Here is a 15,062-nt window from a genome sequence, read left to right on the forward strand (position 1 = left end):
CTCAGCGGGTGACCGGACGACCGCGCAGCTTCGACCGCGACGCCGCACTGGCGGTGGCCGTCGAGTTGTTCTGGCGCCAAGGGTTCGACCGCACCTCCATCGCTGACCTGACCGAGGCGGCGGGGGTCAACCCGCCGAGCCTCTACGCGGCGTTCGGTGACAAGAAGTCGTTGTTCGAAGAGGCCGCGGGTGTCTACTTCGCGCGGACGTGCGAGGGGTTCGACGCTGCGGCGGCGCTTCCCGACACGCGGGCGGCGCTGGCGCGCGTGCTCGACGACACGGCTCGCGCCCACACCGATACCGGGACCCCGCCCGGTTGCCTCCTGCTCACCGAACCGCGCCTGACCGCCCAGCGGATGGCGCTGCACGAGAGGCTCCGGCAGCGGCTGGATCGGGGTGTCCGCGACGGAGATCTGCCCGCCGCCACCGACACCGAGGCGCTCGCCACCTACTTCCTGGCCGTTCTGCGCGGGATGTCCGGGCTCGCGCGCGATGGCGGCAGTCTCGAGGAGGTGCGGGCTGTCGGTGCGACGGCGTTGGCTGCGCTGCCGGCATCGCCGCGGGAGAAGCACTGAGTCTGCCGACGCCGATGCGAGCGGGTCGCCGGGTCTTGCCGGACGCCAGAGGCGCTGCTAACGTGCAACCAAATGGTTGAACGAATCGCCCCCGCCGACGCCGACATCGACCGCGTGTTCCACGCGCTAGCCGATGCGACCCGGCGCGACATCGTGCGGCGCACGCTCGTCGCCGAGCAGTCCGTGTCGGCGCTCGCGGCGGGGTACGCGATGTCGTTCGCCGCGGTCTCGAAGCACATCGGCGTGCTCGTCGAGGCCGGACTCGTCCGCAAGCGCGCCGAGGGGAGGGAGCGTCTCGTGACCGCTGAACCCGAGACCATCGCGCGCGTGCAGCGGCTCCTCCGCTCCTACGAAGACCTGTGGCGCGGACGCATCGACCGCCTCGACGCGCTCTTCGCCGAAGACGCGGATGCCGCGGCATCCGGCATCCATCCTCCGACCACCACCGAGAACTGAAAGACGAAGGAGTCCCTCATGCCCGTCACCTCTATCGAGAGCGATGTCGAATCGCTCACCATGACGCTCGTCGCCGATTTCCCGGTGGGCCCGGAGCGGCTGTGGGCGGTTTTCACCGACCCGCGTCAGCTCGAGCGGTTCTGGGGGCCTCCCGGCTACCCGGCCACCTTCGACGTCTTCGACTTCACGCCCGGCGGGTGGGCGAAGTACCACATGACCTCGCCGCAGGGCGAGCGCTACGGCGGGGCGTGGAAGTTCGTCTCGATCGACCCGCCGCGCGGGTTCGAGGTCATCGACGCCTTCGCCGACGAGAACGGCGAGCCGAACGACGACATGCCGTCGATGCGCATGGAGTTCTCGTTCGACGCGACGCCCGAGGGGTCGCGACTGACGAACACGACGTTCTTCGCCTCCGCTGAGGCGCTCGACCAGGTCGTGGCGATGGGCGCCATCGAGGGGTCGCGTCTGGCGATGAACCAGCTCGACGCCGTCCTGCAGGATCTGCGCTCGTACGCCCAGGGCAAGGGCACGCAGCTCGAGGTGCTCGACGATCAGCACGTCCGGATTACGCGGCTCATCGACGGCCCGCGCGACCTGGTCTGGCGCGCGCACACCGACCCCGACCTGATGCGCCAGTGGTTGCTCGGCCCGGACGGGTGGCAGATGACGGTGTGCGAGATCGGCGACACCGTCGGTGCGCCCTACCGCACCGCGTGGGCGCCCGAACCCGGCACGGAGGGGGAGGCGTTCGGTTTCGACGGCGAGGTGCTCCTCATCGACGCGCCGCGCCGCGTCGTGCAGACCGAGCACATGACCGGCACGGACTTCCCCTCCACGACGAACGACCTGTCGCTCTACGAAGAGGACGGCGTCACGCTGCTGACGCTCCTCATCGAGTACCCGGATGCCGCCACCCGCGATGCCGTGCTCGCCACGGGCATGATCGACGGGATGGAAGCGAGCTACCGCCGGCTCGAGGGCGCGCTCGTCGGCTGATCCCGGATGCCACGGCGCGGCGCCGCGAACACCGCGGCGCCGCGCTCGTGCGGGGAGCCTCGCGCCGCCGTGCCGCGTCAGGCCGTGGGCGCCGCCCGGCGTACGAGCTCGCGGATCCTCTGCTCGACCTCGGGCGTGACCTCGAGCACCGCGAACGACACCGGCCACATCGGCCCGTCATCCAGCTGCGCCGTCTCGTCGAAGCTCACCGTGCCGTAGCGGGTCTTGAACTTGGATGCCGGCTGGTAGAACACCACGACCTTGCCGTCCTTCGCGTAGGCCGGGAAGCCGTAGAACGTCTTCGGCGTGAGGTGCGGCGCCTCCTCCATGACGATGACGTGGACGCGCTCGCCGATCGCGCGGTCGGTGCCCTCGAGCTTGTCGATCGCCTCGAGGCAGGCCTCGTTCTCCTTCACGAGCTTCGCCGCGCCCTTGAGGCCCTTCATGGCCTTGAGCTCCTCGGCGCGCTGCTTCATCGCCGCGCGCTCTTCGTCGCTGAATCCCGCCCCGCCTGTCGCCATGGCATCCGTCCTTTCGTGGGCCCGACCGCAGACTAGCGCCGCACGAGGCGTTCGCTCAGAGATCTACCGAAAGTGCGTCGTGCCGGACCGGATGCCACGGAGGTTGCGCGCATCGCTGAGCGGTGCCGGGCTGGCACCGGGATCAGGCCTGGCGAAGCCCCTCTTCGAGCGCGACCCACGCGAGCATCGCGCACTTCACGCGCGCGGTGTACTTGGAGACGCCCGAGAGAGCCGCGGCGTCGCCGAAGGTCTCCTCGTCGAGGGGGATCTGGCCGCGCGAGCGCAGGGCCTCGCGGAACTTCGCGATCAACGCTTCGGCGTCGGCCCTCGCCATCCCGTCGTCGCCGCCGTCCTCGGCGAGCAGGGAGACGAGCATCGACGCGGACGCCTGTGAGATCGAGCACCCCGCACCTTCCCACGTCACGGACGTCACCCGGTCGTCGTCGACGTCGACCCGCAGGGTCACCTCGTCGCCGCAGATGGGGTTGCGCTGGTGCACGGTGGCGCTGTGTGCGCCGGGTTCGGCCAGACCGAAACCGCGCCGGTTCTTCGAGTGATCGAGGATCAGCTCCTGATACAGCGATTCCAGGCCGCTCATGCGCCGACTCCGAAGAACGCGCGGACGCCCGAGACGGCGTCGAGGAAGGTGTCGATCTCGTCCTCGGTCGTGTGGATGGCCGCGCTCGCGCGCACCGAGGCCGTCAGCCCGAAGCGGCGATGGAGCGGCTGAGCGCAGTGGTGGCCGACGCGCACGGCGACGCCGCGGCTGTCGAGGAACTGCCCCACGTCGTGGGCGTGGACCCCCTCGACGTCGAACGCCTGCAGGGCGACGCGTTCGGCGGCATCCGTGTCTCCGAGCAGACGGATGCCATCGATCGAACGCAGTCCTTCGCGCATGCGCCGCTCGAGGGCGACCTCGTGCGCGTGCGCGGCGTCGCGGTCGAGGGCGCCGAACCAGCGCACGGCGGCCGCGAGTGCCACCGCTTGCGACACCGGCTGGGTGCCCGGTTCGAAGCGCTGCGGCGGCGGGAGGAACTCGGCCTTGTCGAGCGTGACCGTCGTGATCATGGACCCGCCGGTGGTGAAGGGCGGGAGCGCGTCGAGCACCTCGTCGCGGCCCCACAGCGCACCGATCGCGTACGGACCGAAGATCTTGTGCCCCGAGAAGACGGCCAGGTCCACGCCGGTCTTCGGCAGATCCAGCACGAGGTGAGGAGCGGACTGGCACGCGTCGAGCACCGTCAGTGCGCCCGCGCTCTGCGCGAGGGCGACGAGCTCGGCGACGGGGTTCACGATGCCGAGGACGTTCGAGACGTGGGGGAAGGCGACGACCTTCGTGCGCGCGCCGATCAGATCGGTCGCGATCGCGAGATCGAGGGTGCCGTCGTCGTGGACGGGGATGTGGCGCAGGCGCGCCCCGGTGCGCGCGGCGAGCTGCTGCCAGGGGATGAGGTTCGCGTGGTGTTCGGCCTCGGTGACCACGATCTCGTCGCCCTCGCGCAGGCGACCGGCATAGCCGAGGGAGCCGGCGACGAGGTTGAGGCCGGCGGTGGCGCCGGAGGTCCAGACGAGCTGCTCGGGCGCGGCGCCGACGAAACCGGCGACGGTGGCACGGGCGTCTTCGAAGAGCTCGGTCGCTTCGGCGGCGAGGAAGTGCGCGCCCCGGTGCACCGCGGCATTGGCGGTTTCGAGGAAGTCGCGCTCGGCATCCAGAACGGCGCGCGGCTTCTGGCTCGTCGCGGCGGAATCGAGGTAGACCAGCGGCCGACCGTCGACCTCGGTGCCGAGGATCGGGAACTCGGCGCGTACGGCGGCCACGTCGAAGGGGAGTGTCACCCCTCCAGGCTACGCGGCGGCCGGGTCGCAGGGGTGGGTGACGGTCGGGTCGCAGGGGTGGGGTTCGCCGTCGTGGCGGCCGCCGAGACTTCATCCCGCCGACAACTCCCGCGCAGCCTGCGGCGCGACTGCGGGCGCGATGGGGTTCCGCGGTGATGAACCGTGAGGAACGGGTCGGGGGGCGTTTGGAAAGCGTCGGGGGCGCAGGAGCGGAGGCGTGCGCGGCCTAGAACGGATGCCATGACCCTCACCGCACTGCTCCCCACCCTGCGCGCGAGCATCCCCGCGCCCTTCGATGCGGCAGCCTGGCCTGCCGGTTCGACGCCGACGCTCGACGACGTGACCGTTCGCGCCATGTCGATCGGCCGGTACGCCGACCTGTGCGGCACACCGTGCGTGTGCACGGGTCCCGCGGTGATCCCGGCCTCGGGAGGGGTGGCATCCACGACGCTCTCGACAACCGTGGTCGTGGCGACCGTGGTGGTCGCCGACCCCCGCCTGCTGCAGCTCGACGCGCGCGTTGACGGGCTCGGCGCGATGTGGACGGAGGCGCGGCTGCTCGGGCGGGTGTCCTTCGCCTACGACGAGACGTTCGAGGTCGTCGACGCTCGGGGGCGTTCCGTCGGGAGAGCCACGCTGCCCGGCGATATCCGAGCGGGAGATCGCGTCGCTTTCCCGTGCCCGGGATGCCACACCGTCGGCGAGGTTCGTTGATGCTACTGCACGCGGTCATCTACGCCTGCCGCTGCGCCCGTGTGCAAGCCGAGTTCGAGGCCGCGCTCCGCGAACCGGCGGTGCCCAGTCCCTCCGACGAATGACGGTCGCGCTGACGAATGCGTTTCAGGTCCCACACTCCCCGGCGGGCACGCGGTGTCGCGTTTCGGCGCCGCACAATCTTCAGCTCTGCCCCGACGCTGGCGAACGATAGTCCACCCACCCCGCGCGTACCGAGGACGGACATTGCCGTTGCCGCGCGCCACAGCGTCGCTCGCACACCCGTCCGCACCGAGACTCGGAGGAATTGGCGTGACAGCGCGCAACGCCACGCGGCGGACCTGCGTTACAGCACCAGCCGGTACCCCATGCCCTGTTCGGTCAGCAGGTGCACCGGCGCGGAGGGTTTCGCCTCGAGCTTCTTGCGCAACTGCGACATGTACAGGCGCAGGTAGCCGCTGTCGGCGACCTGCTCGCTCGCCCAGATCTCCTTCAGCAGCGTCTGCCGCGTCACGAGCGAGCCGGGGTTGCGGGCGAGGAACTCCAGCATCCGCCACTCCGTCGGCGTCAGGTGCACGCGGGCGCCGGCGCGGGTGACGGCCTTCGCGGCCAGGTCGACCTCGACGTCACCGAAGCGCACGATCGATTCCCCGGATGCCGGAACCGACCGCCGCGCGTGCACCCGCAGGCGAGCCAGCAGCTCGTCGATCTGGAACGGTTTGGTGACGTAGTCGTCGGCGCCGGCATCCAGGGCGTCCACCTTGTCGGCGGATCCGGTGCGTCCGGACACGACGATGATCGGCGCCGCCGTCCACCCGCGCAGTGCCTGGATCACCTGCACGCCGTCGAGGTGCGGCATGCCGAGATCGAGGAGGACGATGTCGGGATGAGCCTGGGCGGCGAGCGTGATGGCCGCGGCGCCGTCGGCCGCGGCGACGACGTCGTAGCCGTGTGCGGCGAGGGTGATGCGCAGCGCGCGCACCAGCTGCGGGTCGTCGTCGGCGATGAGGACCTTCACGGCGTCTCCCTCGTGATTCCGGATGCCACGGCATCCCCGTTCTCTACCGGCAGCGCGATCACCATGGTGAGGCCGCCGCCGGGGGTGTCTTCCGGGGTCAGGGTGCCGCCCATGCCCTCGGCGAAGCCGCGCGAGAGTGCGAGGCCCAGGCCCAGCCCGACGGTGTTGTCGGTGTCGCCGAGGCGCTGGAACGGCGCGAACATGTCGTCGCGCCGCTCGGGTGCGACCCCGGGACCGTGATCGATCACGCGGATCTCGGCCACCCCGCCGAGGCGGCTCGTCGCCACCCGCGCGCGGCCCCCGGGCGGAGTGAAGCGCACCGCGTTGCTCAGGACGTTCACCATGACCCGCTGCAGCAGCACCGGGTCGGCGCGCAGCGGCGGAAGGTCGGGGTCGAGGGACAACTCGACGTCGTCGGGCCCGAGGTCGAGCTCGTCGAGCGCGGCCAACACCACGTCCGCCGGGTCGACGGGGGCCAGCGAGATCGCGAGCACCCCCGCCTGCACGCGGCTGACGTCGAGCAGGTCGGTCACGAGCACCGACAGCGTGGCCAAGCTCTCGTCGGCCGTCTCGAGCAGCTCGCGCCGGTCGTCGGCGGAGAGGTGGTCCCCCGCGGCGCGCAGCCCGCCGAGGGCGGCGACCGCCGCCGCGAGGGGACGGCGAAGGTCATGGCTCACCGCCGAGAGCAGGGCGCTGCGCACCTGGTCCGTCTCGGCGAGCACCCCGGCCTCGGCCGCGGTCTCGGCGAGGTCGGTGCGTTCCAACGCGGCGGCGAGCTGCGCGACGACGACGTCGAGGAGGCGGCGTTCGGTGGCATCCAGGTCTCTGCCGTGCAGTTCGAGGCGTGCGCGTCCGTCGCCGACGGGCAGCTCGACGCGGCGACCGTCGCGGAGCGGCTCGCCGTCGGTGGCCAGCACGGACCCGTCGGATGCCACCAGTCGCACGCCCGCCAGGCCGAACGCCTCACGCGCCCGGCTGACGAGGGCGGGAACCGCGCTCTCGCCGCGCAGCACGCTGCCCGCCACGGTCGCCAGCAGCTCGGACTCCGCCGCGGCGCGACGCGCGGCACGGGCACGGCGCGCCGCCTGGTCGACGACGACACTGACGAGGATCGCGATGATCACGTAGAGCACGAGCGACAGCGCGTGATCGGGGTCGTCGATCGTGACGGTGTACAGCGGATCGATGAAGAGGAAGTCGAGGGTCAGACCCGACAGCACCGCCGCGAAGACGGCCGGCCAGATCCCGCCGATCAGCGAGACGACCACCACGAGCAGCTGATACGCGAGGACGTCGGTCGTGATGGAATCCTCGGTGCCCGTGGCGATCAGCAGCCACGACAGCAGCGGACCGCCGACGAGCGCGGTGACGAACCCGAGGATCCGCCGCTTCGCGCTCAGCGCCGGGCCCGACAGGCGGGGGAGGGCGAACCGTCCGCCCGCGCGGGAGTGGTTGACGATGTGCACGTCGATGTCACCGGACAGGCGGATGACGGTCGCCCCGATGCCGGGGCCGGTGAGGGCGGCGCCGAGGCGTCCGCGCCGGCTCACGCCGATGACCAGCTGCGAGGCGTTCACCGAGCGGGCGAAGTCGACCAGGGACGCGGCGACGTCCTCGCCCACGACCTGGTGGTACGTGCCGCCGAGCGATTCGACCAGCGCGCGCTGCGAGGCCAGCGCGCCGGGTTCCTCGCCGCGCAGGCCGTCCTGGCTCGACACGTGCACCGCGAGCAGCTCACCGCCCGCCGAGCGGGCGGCGATGCGCGCGCCGCGGCGCACGAGCGTCTCGCCTTCGGCGCCGCCGGTGAGGGCGACGACGACTCGTTCGCGTGCCTGCCACGACCCCTCGATGCCCTGCTCGACGCGGTAGCGCTGCAGGGCCGAGTCGACCTCGTCGGCCAGCCACAGCAACGCCAGCTCGCGCAACGCGGTGAGGTTGCCGAGGCGGAAGTAGTTCGACAGTGCCGCGTCGATGCGCTCGGCCGGGTAGACGAAACCCGCGGCGAGACGATCGCGCAGCGACTGCGGCGCGAGGTCGACCACCTCGATCTGATCCGCGGCGCGGACGATGGCATCCGGAACCGTCTCCCGCTGCGCCACCCCGGTGATCTTCTCGACGACGTCACCGAGCGAGGCGATGTGCTGGACGTTCACGGTCGTGATGACGTCGATCCCCGCGCCGAGGATCGCCTCGACGTCCTGCCAGCGCTTCTCGTTCGTCGACCCGGGGGCGTTGGTGTGCGCGAGCTCGTCGACCAGGGCGATCCGCGGATGCCGTGCGAGCACGGCATCCAGGTCCATCTCCGCGAGCGCCACACCCCGATGCGCCACTTCGCGGCGCGGAATGACCTCGAGACCCTCGGCCTGCGCGGCGGTCGCGGCACGCCCGTGCGTCTCGACGATCGCGATGACGACCTCGTGTCCTTCGGCCGCGAGGCGGCGTCCCTCCTCGAGCATCTCGTACGTCTTGCCGACGCCCGGTGCGGCGCCGAGCAGCACCCGCAGGCGCCCGCGCTTCACGCGATGCCCCCGCGCTGCTGCTTCGGTGTCCAAGACACGCGGTTGGGGCGGCTCGGCATCCGCGTGTTGTGGACACTCGAGGTGCGGTGAGGGTGGGGCGCGGGGTGGGCTGTGGGTGCGGGGGCGTACGGCGCGGGGCTCGCGTGCTTCCGGTTCGGTGTCCAGGACACGCGGACGGCCCGGCCCGGCATCGGCGTGTTGTGGACACCGAATGCGTGGTTGGGGCGGGGCTCGGGTGCGGGGGTGCGGCGTGCGTGCGTGGTGTCCGGACTTCGTCGCTTCAGTGTCCAGGACACGCGGACGGCCTGACCCGGCATCCGCGTGTCTTGGACACTCAAGGTGCGGTGGGGGTGGGGTGCGGGTGGGGGGCTGGGGTGCTTCCGGTTCAGTGTCCAGGACACGCGGACGGCCCGGCCCGGCGTCCGCGTGTCTTGGACACTCAACCCGGGGGCGGGGACGGGGGCGGGGGCGGGGACGCGGGCGGGCGCGTGGGCGGACATGGCGTGAGACACCGCACCGGGGGCGGACGCGAACGCGGCGGACCGCCGCCGCCCGGGAAGGGCGACGGCGGAGGCCGGGAGGAGACGCATGTCAGCGATTCTCGCGCGTCATCGGGCGTCCAGCGCGCGGTTGAGCTCGAGCACGTTGACGCGGGGCTCGCCGAGGAATCCCAGGTCACGGTCGCGGGTGTGGGCGGCGACGAGCGCCTCGACGTCGGAGACCGGGATGCCACGGGCCTCGGCGATCCGCGCGGCCTGCCGTTGCGCGTGGGCGACGGAGATGTCCGGGTCGAGGCCCGAGGCCGAGGCGGTGACCGCGTCGGCGGGGATCGCGCCCGGGCCGTTCAGCGCCTCGAACGCCGCGCGGTTCGACGAGATCGACGCGATCAGGTCCGTGTTCTCGGGGCCGAAGTTGGAGCCGCTCGAGGCGGCGGCATCCCACGATGCGGCCGACGGACGCGACTGGAAGTACTCCGGGAGCGCCTGGCCGTCGGCATCCTGGAACGACTGCCCGATCAGCGACGAGCCCACCACGGTGCCGTCGGCGGAACGCACGAGCGACCCGTTGGCCTGGCCTGGCAGGGCGAGCTGGCCGATCCCGGTGATCAGCAGCATGTAACCGACGCCGAGCAGCGCGGTGAAGACGAGCATCGCGCGGACGGCGACGCCGGCGGTACGCAGAGTGGTGCGCATGACGGGGCCTTTCAGAATCCCGGGAGCAGGCTCACGACGAGGTCGATGAGCTTGATCCCGACGAAGGGGACGAGGATGCCGCCGAGCCCGTAGACGAGCAGGTTGCGGCTGAGGATGCTCGAGGCGCTCGCCGCGCGGTACTTCACGCCACGCAGCGCGAGCGGGATCAGCACGACGATGACGATCGCGTTGAAGATGATGGCGCTGAGCACCGCGGATGCCGGCGATGACAGCTGCATCACGTTGATCACCGCGAGACCCGGGAAGACTCCCATGAACATCGCGGGGATGATCGCGAAGTACTTCGCGATGTCGTTCGCGAGCGAGAACGTCGTGAGCGCGCCGCGCGTGATCAGCAGCTGCTTGCCGATGCGCACGATGTCGATCAGCTTGGTCGGGTCGCTGTCGAGGTCGACCATGTTGCCGGCCTCCTTAGCGGCCGACGTGCCGGTGTTCATCGCGACGCCGACGTCGGCCTGTGCGAGGGCGGGGGCGTCGTTCGTGCCGTCACCGGTCATCGCGACGAGGTTGCCGCCCTCCTGCTCGCGGCGGATGAGGGCGAGCTTGTCCTCGGGCGTGGCCTCGGCCAGGTAGTCGTCGACGCCCGCCTCGGCCGCGATGGCCTTCGCCGTGAGCGGGTTGTCGCCCGTGATCATCACGGTGCGGATGCCCATGGCCCGCAGCTCGCCGAAGCGCTCCCGCAGGCCGTCCTTCACGACGTCCTTGAGGTGGATCACGCCCAGCACACGCCCTTCGCCCGCGGGTGACAGGGTCGCGACCACCAGCGGGGTGCCGCCGGACTGGGCGATGGCATCCGTTTCGCGCGTCAGCTGGGCGCGCAGCTCGGCGGGAACGGGCGATCCGGATGCCGAGAGCCAGGCCGTGACGGCCGATGCGGCGCCCTTGCGCACCCGCGTGCCGTCGGCGAGGTCGAGGCCGCTCATGCGGGTCTGGGCGGTGAACGGCACCGGCTCGGCGCCCTGCGGCATGTCGGCGACGATCCCCTGCGCGGCGGCGAGGGCGACCACCGACGTGCCCTCGGGAGTGGGGTCTGCCTGCGACGACAAGGAGGCGTACTCCGCGAGGAGGGGCCCACCGACGCCGTGGAGAGGGACGAAGGCCGACGCGCGGCGGTTGCCGTAGGTGATGGTGCCGGTCTTGTCGAGGAGCAGCGTCGTGACGTCGCCCGCCGCTTCGACCGCGCGGCCCGACATCGCCAAGACGTTGCGCTGCACGAGCCGGTCCATCCCGGCGATGCCGATCGCGCTCAGAAGCGCCCCGATCGTCGTGGGGATCAGGCACACCAGCAGCGCGACGAGCACCGGGATCGACACCGGCGACGCGGCGTAGGAGGCGATCGGGTTCAGCACGAGCACTACGACGACGAACACGATCGACAGGCTCGCCAGCAGGATGTTGAGCGCGATCTCGTTCGGCGTGCGCTGCCGTGCCGCGCCTTCGACCAGGGCGATCATGCGGTCGACGAACGTCTCTCCCGGCTTCGAGGTGATGCGCACGACGATCCGGTCGCTGAGGACGCGCGTGCCGCCGGTGACGGCGCTGCGGTCGCCTCCGGACTCGCGCACGACCGGTGCCGACTCGCCCGTGATCGCCGACTCGTCGACGGTCGCGATGCCCGCGATGATGTCGCCGTCGCCGGGGATCAGCTGTCCCGCCTCGACGAGCACGACGTCGCCGACTCTGAGGTCGCCCGAGGGCACGTCTTCCGTGGCGGCCCCGGATGCCAGAGGGTCTGCGGCGGAGTATGCGACGACGCGGCGAGCCGTCGTGGTCGTCCGGGTCTTCCGGAGCGTGGCCGCCTGCGCCTTGCCGCGGCCCTCGGCGACCGACTCGGCGATGTTCGCGAAGAAGACCGTGAGCCACAGCCAGATCGCGATGCCCCACGTGAATGCGAACGGAAGGAACGTATCCCCGCCGCCGAGGAACGGCTCGGTGATCGCGATGAGGGTGGTCAGGGCCGCCCCCACCCACACGAGGAACATGACGGGGTTGCGCCACTGCGACGCGGGGTTGAGCTTCTTCGCGGCGCCCGGGAGCGCGGCGACGATCTGCGCGGCGCTGAACGCGCGGCGTGGAGCGGCCGGGGTCGGGGCCTCGGCGGGTGCCGGGGCGTGCGTGAGCGTGGACATGGTCAGACGAGTCCTTCGGCCAGGGGTCCCAGGGTGAGGACCGGGAAGTAGGTGAGAGCGGTGACGATCACCGCGACGCCGGCGAGGAGGCCCGCGAACTGCGGGCGGTGCGTCGGCAGAGTGCCGGCCGTGGCCGGGACGGCATCCTGTGCCGCGAGGGAACCGGCCAACGCCAGCACGAACACGATCGGAAGGAAGCGTCCCAGCAGCATCGCGACCGCGAGCGCGGTGTTGAACCACGGGGTGTTCGCGGTGAGCCCCGCGAACGCCGAGCCGTTGTTGTTGGCCGCCGAGGTGAAGGCGTAGAGCACTTCGCTCAGGCCATGCACCCCCGGGTTCCAGATCGAGGTCGTCTCGACATCGTCCCGGATGCCGGGGAGCGCGAAGCTCAGCGCGGTTCCCGCCAGCACGAGCGTGGGGGTGACCAGGATGTACAGGCTCGCGAGCTTGATCTCGCGCGGCCCGATCTTCTTGCCGAGGTACTCGGGCGTCCGGCCGATGAGCAGGCCGCCGACGAACACCGCGATGACGGCGAGGATTAGCATGCCGTACAGCCCCGAGCCGACGCCGCCGGGCGCGACCTCGCCGAGCATCATGTTGATCATCGGCATCATGCCGCCGAGCGCCGTGTAGCTGTCGTGCATGGAGTTGACCGCGCCGGTCGAGGTGAGGGTGCTCGTCGAGCCGAAGAGCGTCGAACCGAAGATCCCGAAGCGCACCTCCTTGCCCTCCATGGCGCCGCCGGCGAGCTGCGGGGCCGTTCCCGACCCCGCCGTTTCGGCCCACGTGAGCAGGGCCGTGGATGCCACGAAGATCGCGGCCATGACGCCGAGGATCGTGTAGCCCTGACGGTCGTCGCCGACGATGCGACCGAACGCGCGAGGGAGCGAGAACGGGATCACCAGCATCAGGAAGATCTCGAAGAGGTTCGTCCACGGCGCGGGGTTCTCGAACGGGTGCGCGGAGTTGACGTTGAAGAAACCGCCGCCGTTGGTCCCCAGGAGCTTGATCGCCTCCTGGGATGCCACCGGCCCGCCGGGGATCGACTGGGCCGCGCCGGCGAGGGTCGTGGCATCCGTGAATCCGTTCAGGTTCTGGATGACGCCGCCCGCCAGCAGCACGACCGCGGCGACGATCGCGAACGGCGCGAGGAGGCGCACCGTGCCGCGGACGAGGTCGACCCAGAAGTTCCCGATCACGCCGCTGCGGCGGTACGCGAAGCCGCGCACCAGCGCCACCGCGACGGCGATGCCGACGGCGGCCGACACGAAGTTCTGCACCGTCAGGGCCGCGAACTGCACCGTGTAGCCGAGCGTCGTCTCGCCCGAGTACGACTGCCAGTTGGTGTTGGTCACGAACGACACAGCGGTGTTGAACGACAGGGCTTCGCCGGGGGCCTCGAGTCCGAGGGCGAACGGCAGGAGGGGCTGCAGGCGCATGAGCGCGTAGACGAACACGACACCGACGGCCGAGAACAGCAGCACCGACCGCAGATACGCCTGCCAGGTCTGCGCGCCGCGGGGGTCGACGCCGATCGCGCGATACATGACCCGCTCGACCGCGAGGTCGCGGTCGCCCGTGTAGATGCGGGCGATGTAGTCGCCGACCGGACGGTAGGCCAGGCCGAGCGCGACGAGGAGGGTGAGGCTGGTCAGTGCGAGGGACCAGGCGGTTGTGGCATCCATCAGAACTTCTCGGGGCGGACGAGGGCGACCACGAGGTACACCACGGCGGCGATCCCCAGAAGGGCGGCGAGAACGCTCATGCGTTGTCGCCCCCTCGCGGCGCGGCGGCGTCGGAAGCCGGGGAGGCAGGCGGCTGAGCGCCGCGGCCGGGGGTGCGCGCGGAGGGAGCGCCGGGCTGCGGGCCCAGCTTCTCGACCCCCTGGGCGACGAGGGCGACCAGCGCGAAAAGCGCGAGGATCGCGGCGAGGTAGACGACATCGAGCACGATGACTCCAGGTTCGGGAGCTTCCGCGCGACTGCTGTGACGCGGGCGCCGCGGGGCGGCACGTCTGTCGATGAAACTCCCGCGCACCCTGGCGTCCCGCCGTCCTTACGTTTTCCCTACGGTTCGCCCGCACACGCATACGCCGCGCTTACGCGCGCCCCGGCATCGATGGCTCGCGCGCGGTCGGGCGCGGCGGGGGGCCGCGTCCGAAACGCTGAGTGTCCAAGACACGCGGTTCGCGCGGCCCGGCATCCGCGTGTCTTGGACACTCGACGGAGGCTGGGGGCGAGCACGACGGGGAGTGGTAGTCACTCTTGCTATGTACCGGTACTCAGTGTTACGGTGTAGTGGTAGTCAACGTTGAGGAGTAGCGCATGGGTCGACAGGACACCGAAATGCTCAAGGGGGTGCTCGAGGGCGTCGTCCTCGCCGTGCTGGCACGGCGACCGGCGTACGGGTACGAGATCACCGCCGATCTGCGCGACCGGGGCTTCGCCGACCTCGCCGAGGGCACCGTCTACGCGATCCTCGTCCGCATCGAGCAGCGGGGTCTCGTCGACATCGAGAAGGTGGCATCCGAGAAGGGTCCGCCCCGCAAGGTCTTCACGCTCAACGACAACGGGCGGGCGCAGCTCGCCGAATTCTGGAACACCTGGAGTCTTCTCGCCGACCGGCTCGAGCAGCTCCGCGACGAAGGGAACTGACATGGCCTGGTACGAGAAGATCATCGGCGACCTGAGCGCCAAGAAGCAGTGGCGCGAGTATCGGCGGCGCCTGGAGGCCCTCCCCGCCCCCTATCGACAAGCGGGCCGGGCTCTCGAGCGGTACGTCCTCAACCTCGGGCCGACGGAAGACAGCGATGCGCTCATCCGCATGGTGACGGATCTGGCCGACCTGCTGGAGCAGGCGGCCGCGGCCGACACCCCCATCCGCGATCTGACCGGCCCGGAGCCGGCCGCCTTCGCCGAGGAGTTCATGGCGAACTACGGCGACGGCAGTTGGATCGGACGCGAACGAGCGCGCCTCGCCCGTTCGATCGACGAGGCGGCCCGCTCGCAGGGCTGACCCGCCTCACCCGCACGCGTCCTCCGGAACCGGCTGGCCGGGGGCGATGGCCTCGTGCGCCCTGCGGCC

The 15,062-nt window shown here is 71.1% G+C and carries 16 protein-coding genes; 6 read left to right on the forward strand and 10 right to left on the reverse strand.

The window, feature by feature from the left end:
* The first annotated feature begins 8 nt into the window (after positions 1 to 8).
* From P5G46_RS09460 to P5G46_RS09470, 3 genes are all read left to right on the forward strand, one after another.
* Entirely contained in the window at positions 9 to 575 is a 567-nt protein-coding gene (locus P5G46_RS09460) for a TetR/AcrR family transcriptional regulator (protein ID WP_239278006.1), read from the forward strand.
* 72 nt (positions 576 to 647) lie between these two features.
* Positions 648 to 1,031, forward strand: a complete 384-nt coding sequence (locus P5G46_RS09465) for an ArsR/SmtB family transcription factor (RefSeq protein ID WP_408905551.1) — start codon at positions 648 to 650, stop codon at positions 1,029 to 1,031.
* Positions 1,032 to 1,049: 18 nt separating this feature from the next.
* Positions 1,050 to 2,027 carry an SRPBCC family protein gene (locus P5G46_RS09470; protein ID WP_239277975.1) on the forward strand — a complete coding sequence of 326 codons (978 nt, stop codon included), beginning with the start codon at positions 1,050 to 1,052 and terminating at the stop codon, positions 2,025 to 2,027.
* Between the two features lie 77 nt (positions 2,028 to 2,104).
* Here P5G46_RS09470 and P5G46_RS09475 read toward each other — a convergent pair whose 3' ends face one another.
* The 3 genes from P5G46_RS09475 to P5G46_RS09485 all read right to left on the reverse strand — a co-directional run bounded on the left by P5G46_RS09475 (position 2,105) and on the right by P5G46_RS09485 (position 4,384).
* Positions 2,105 to 2,548 (reverse strand): iron chaperone, encoded by a 444-nt coding sequence (locus P5G46_RS09475; RefSeq protein ID WP_239277965.1) that lies wholly within the window; start codon positions 2,546 to 2,548, stop codon positions 2,105 to 2,107.
* 142 nt (positions 2,549 to 2,690) lie between these two features.
* Positions 2,691 to 3,146 carry a Fe-S cluster assembly sulfur transfer protein SufU gene (gene sufU / locus P5G46_RS09480; protein ID WP_239277963.1) on the reverse strand — a complete coding sequence of 152 codons (456 nt, stop codon included), beginning with the start codon at positions 3,144 to 3,146 and terminating at the stop codon, positions 2,691 to 2,693.
* The gene (locus P5G46_RS09485; RefSeq protein WP_408905552.1) at positions 3,143 to 4,384 is read right to left on the reverse strand and encodes an aminotransferase class V-fold PLP-dependent enzyme; all 1,242 of its coding nucleotides are present in this window, start codon (positions 4,382 to 4,384) and stop codon (positions 3,143 to 3,145) included. The genes sufU and P5G46_RS09485 overlap by 4 nt, the downstream gene beginning before the upstream one ends.
* A 240-nt stretch (positions 4,385 to 4,624) precedes the next feature.
* Here P5G46_RS09485 and P5G46_RS09490 point away from each other — a divergent pair, with 240 nt between their 5' ends.
* Positions 4,625 to 5,098 (forward strand): hypothetical protein, encoded by a 474-nt coding sequence (locus P5G46_RS09490; protein WP_239277931.1) that lies wholly within the window; start codon positions 4,625 to 4,627, stop codon positions 5,096 to 5,098.
* 346 nt (positions 5,099 to 5,444) lie between these two features.
* Here P5G46_RS09490 and P5G46_RS09495 read toward each other — a convergent pair whose 3' ends face one another.
* The 7 genes from P5G46_RS09495 to P5G46_RS09525 all read right to left on the reverse strand — a co-directional run bounded on the left by P5G46_RS09495 (position 5,445) and on the right by P5G46_RS09525 (position 13,928).
* The gene (locus P5G46_RS09495; protein ID WP_239277921.1) at positions 5,445 to 6,116 is read right to left on the reverse strand and encodes a response regulator; all 672 of its coding nucleotides are present in this window, start codon (positions 6,114 to 6,116) and stop codon (positions 5,445 to 5,447) included.
* Positions 6,113 to 8,635, reverse strand: a complete 2,523-nt coding sequence (locus P5G46_RS09500; protein WP_408905553.1) for a DUF4118 domain-containing protein — start codon at positions 8,633 to 8,635, stop codon at positions 6,113 to 6,115. Before P5G46_RS09500 ends, P5G46_RS09495 begins: the two co-directional genes overlap by 4 nt.
* Positions 8,636 to 9,243: 608 nt before the next feature.
* A complete protein-coding gene (gene kdpC / locus P5G46_RS09505; protein ID WP_408905554.1) occupies positions 9,244 to 9,828 on the reverse strand; it encodes a potassium-transporting ATPase subunit KdpC in 585 nt (194 codons plus the stop codon).
* Between the two features lie 11 nt (positions 9,829 to 9,839).
* A complete protein-coding gene (kdpB, locus tag P5G46_RS09510) occupies positions 9,840 to 11,978 on the reverse strand; it encodes a potassium-transporting ATPase subunit KdpB (protein ID WP_408905555.1) in 2,139 nt (712 codons plus the stop codon).
* A gap of 2 nt (positions 11,979 to 11,980) precedes the next feature.
* Positions 11,981 to 13,663 (reverse strand): potassium-transporting ATPase subunit KdpA, encoded by a 1,683-nt coding sequence (kdpA, locus tag P5G46_RS09515; protein WP_408905556.1) that lies wholly within the window; start codon positions 13,661 to 13,663, stop codon positions 11,981 to 11,983.
* A complete protein-coding gene (locus tag P5G46_RS09520) occupies positions 13,663 to 13,743 on the reverse strand; it encodes a potassium-transporting ATPase subunit F (RefSeq protein WP_239277419.1) in 81 nt (26 codons plus the stop codon). Before P5G46_RS09520 ends, kdpA begins: the two co-directional genes overlap by 1 nt.
* On the reverse strand, positions 13,740 to 13,928 hold the full coding sequence (locus P5G46_RS09525; RefSeq protein ID WP_408905629.1) for a hypothetical protein: 189 nt from the start codon (positions 13,926 to 13,928) through the stop codon (positions 13,740 to 13,742). The genes P5G46_RS09520 and P5G46_RS09525 overlap by 4 nt, the downstream gene beginning before the upstream one ends.
* Positions 13,929 to 14,302: 374 nt before the next feature.
* Here P5G46_RS09525 and P5G46_RS09530 point away from each other — a divergent pair, with 374 nt between their 5' ends.
* Together P5G46_RS09530 and P5G46_RS09535 are read left to right on the forward strand one after the other, a co-directional pair.
* Positions 14,303 to 14,632, forward strand: a complete 330-nt coding sequence (locus tag P5G46_RS09530; protein ID WP_408905557.1) for a PadR family transcriptional regulator — start codon at positions 14,303 to 14,305, stop codon at positions 14,630 to 14,632.
* Between the two features lies 1 nt (position 14,633).
* The gene (locus P5G46_RS09535; RefSeq protein WP_239277374.1) at positions 14,634 to 14,993 is read left to right on the forward strand and encodes a DUF1048 domain-containing protein; all 360 of its coding nucleotides are present in this window, start codon (positions 14,634 to 14,636) and stop codon (positions 14,991 to 14,993) included.
* Positions 14,994 to 15,062 lie beyond the last annotated feature (69 nt).

It is taken from the genome of Microbacterium mcarthurae (genome assembly GCF_046064585.1).
Taxonomy (GTDB): domain Bacteria; phylum Actinomycetota; class Actinomycetes; order Actinomycetales; family Microbacteriaceae; genus Microbacterium; species Microbacterium mcarthurae.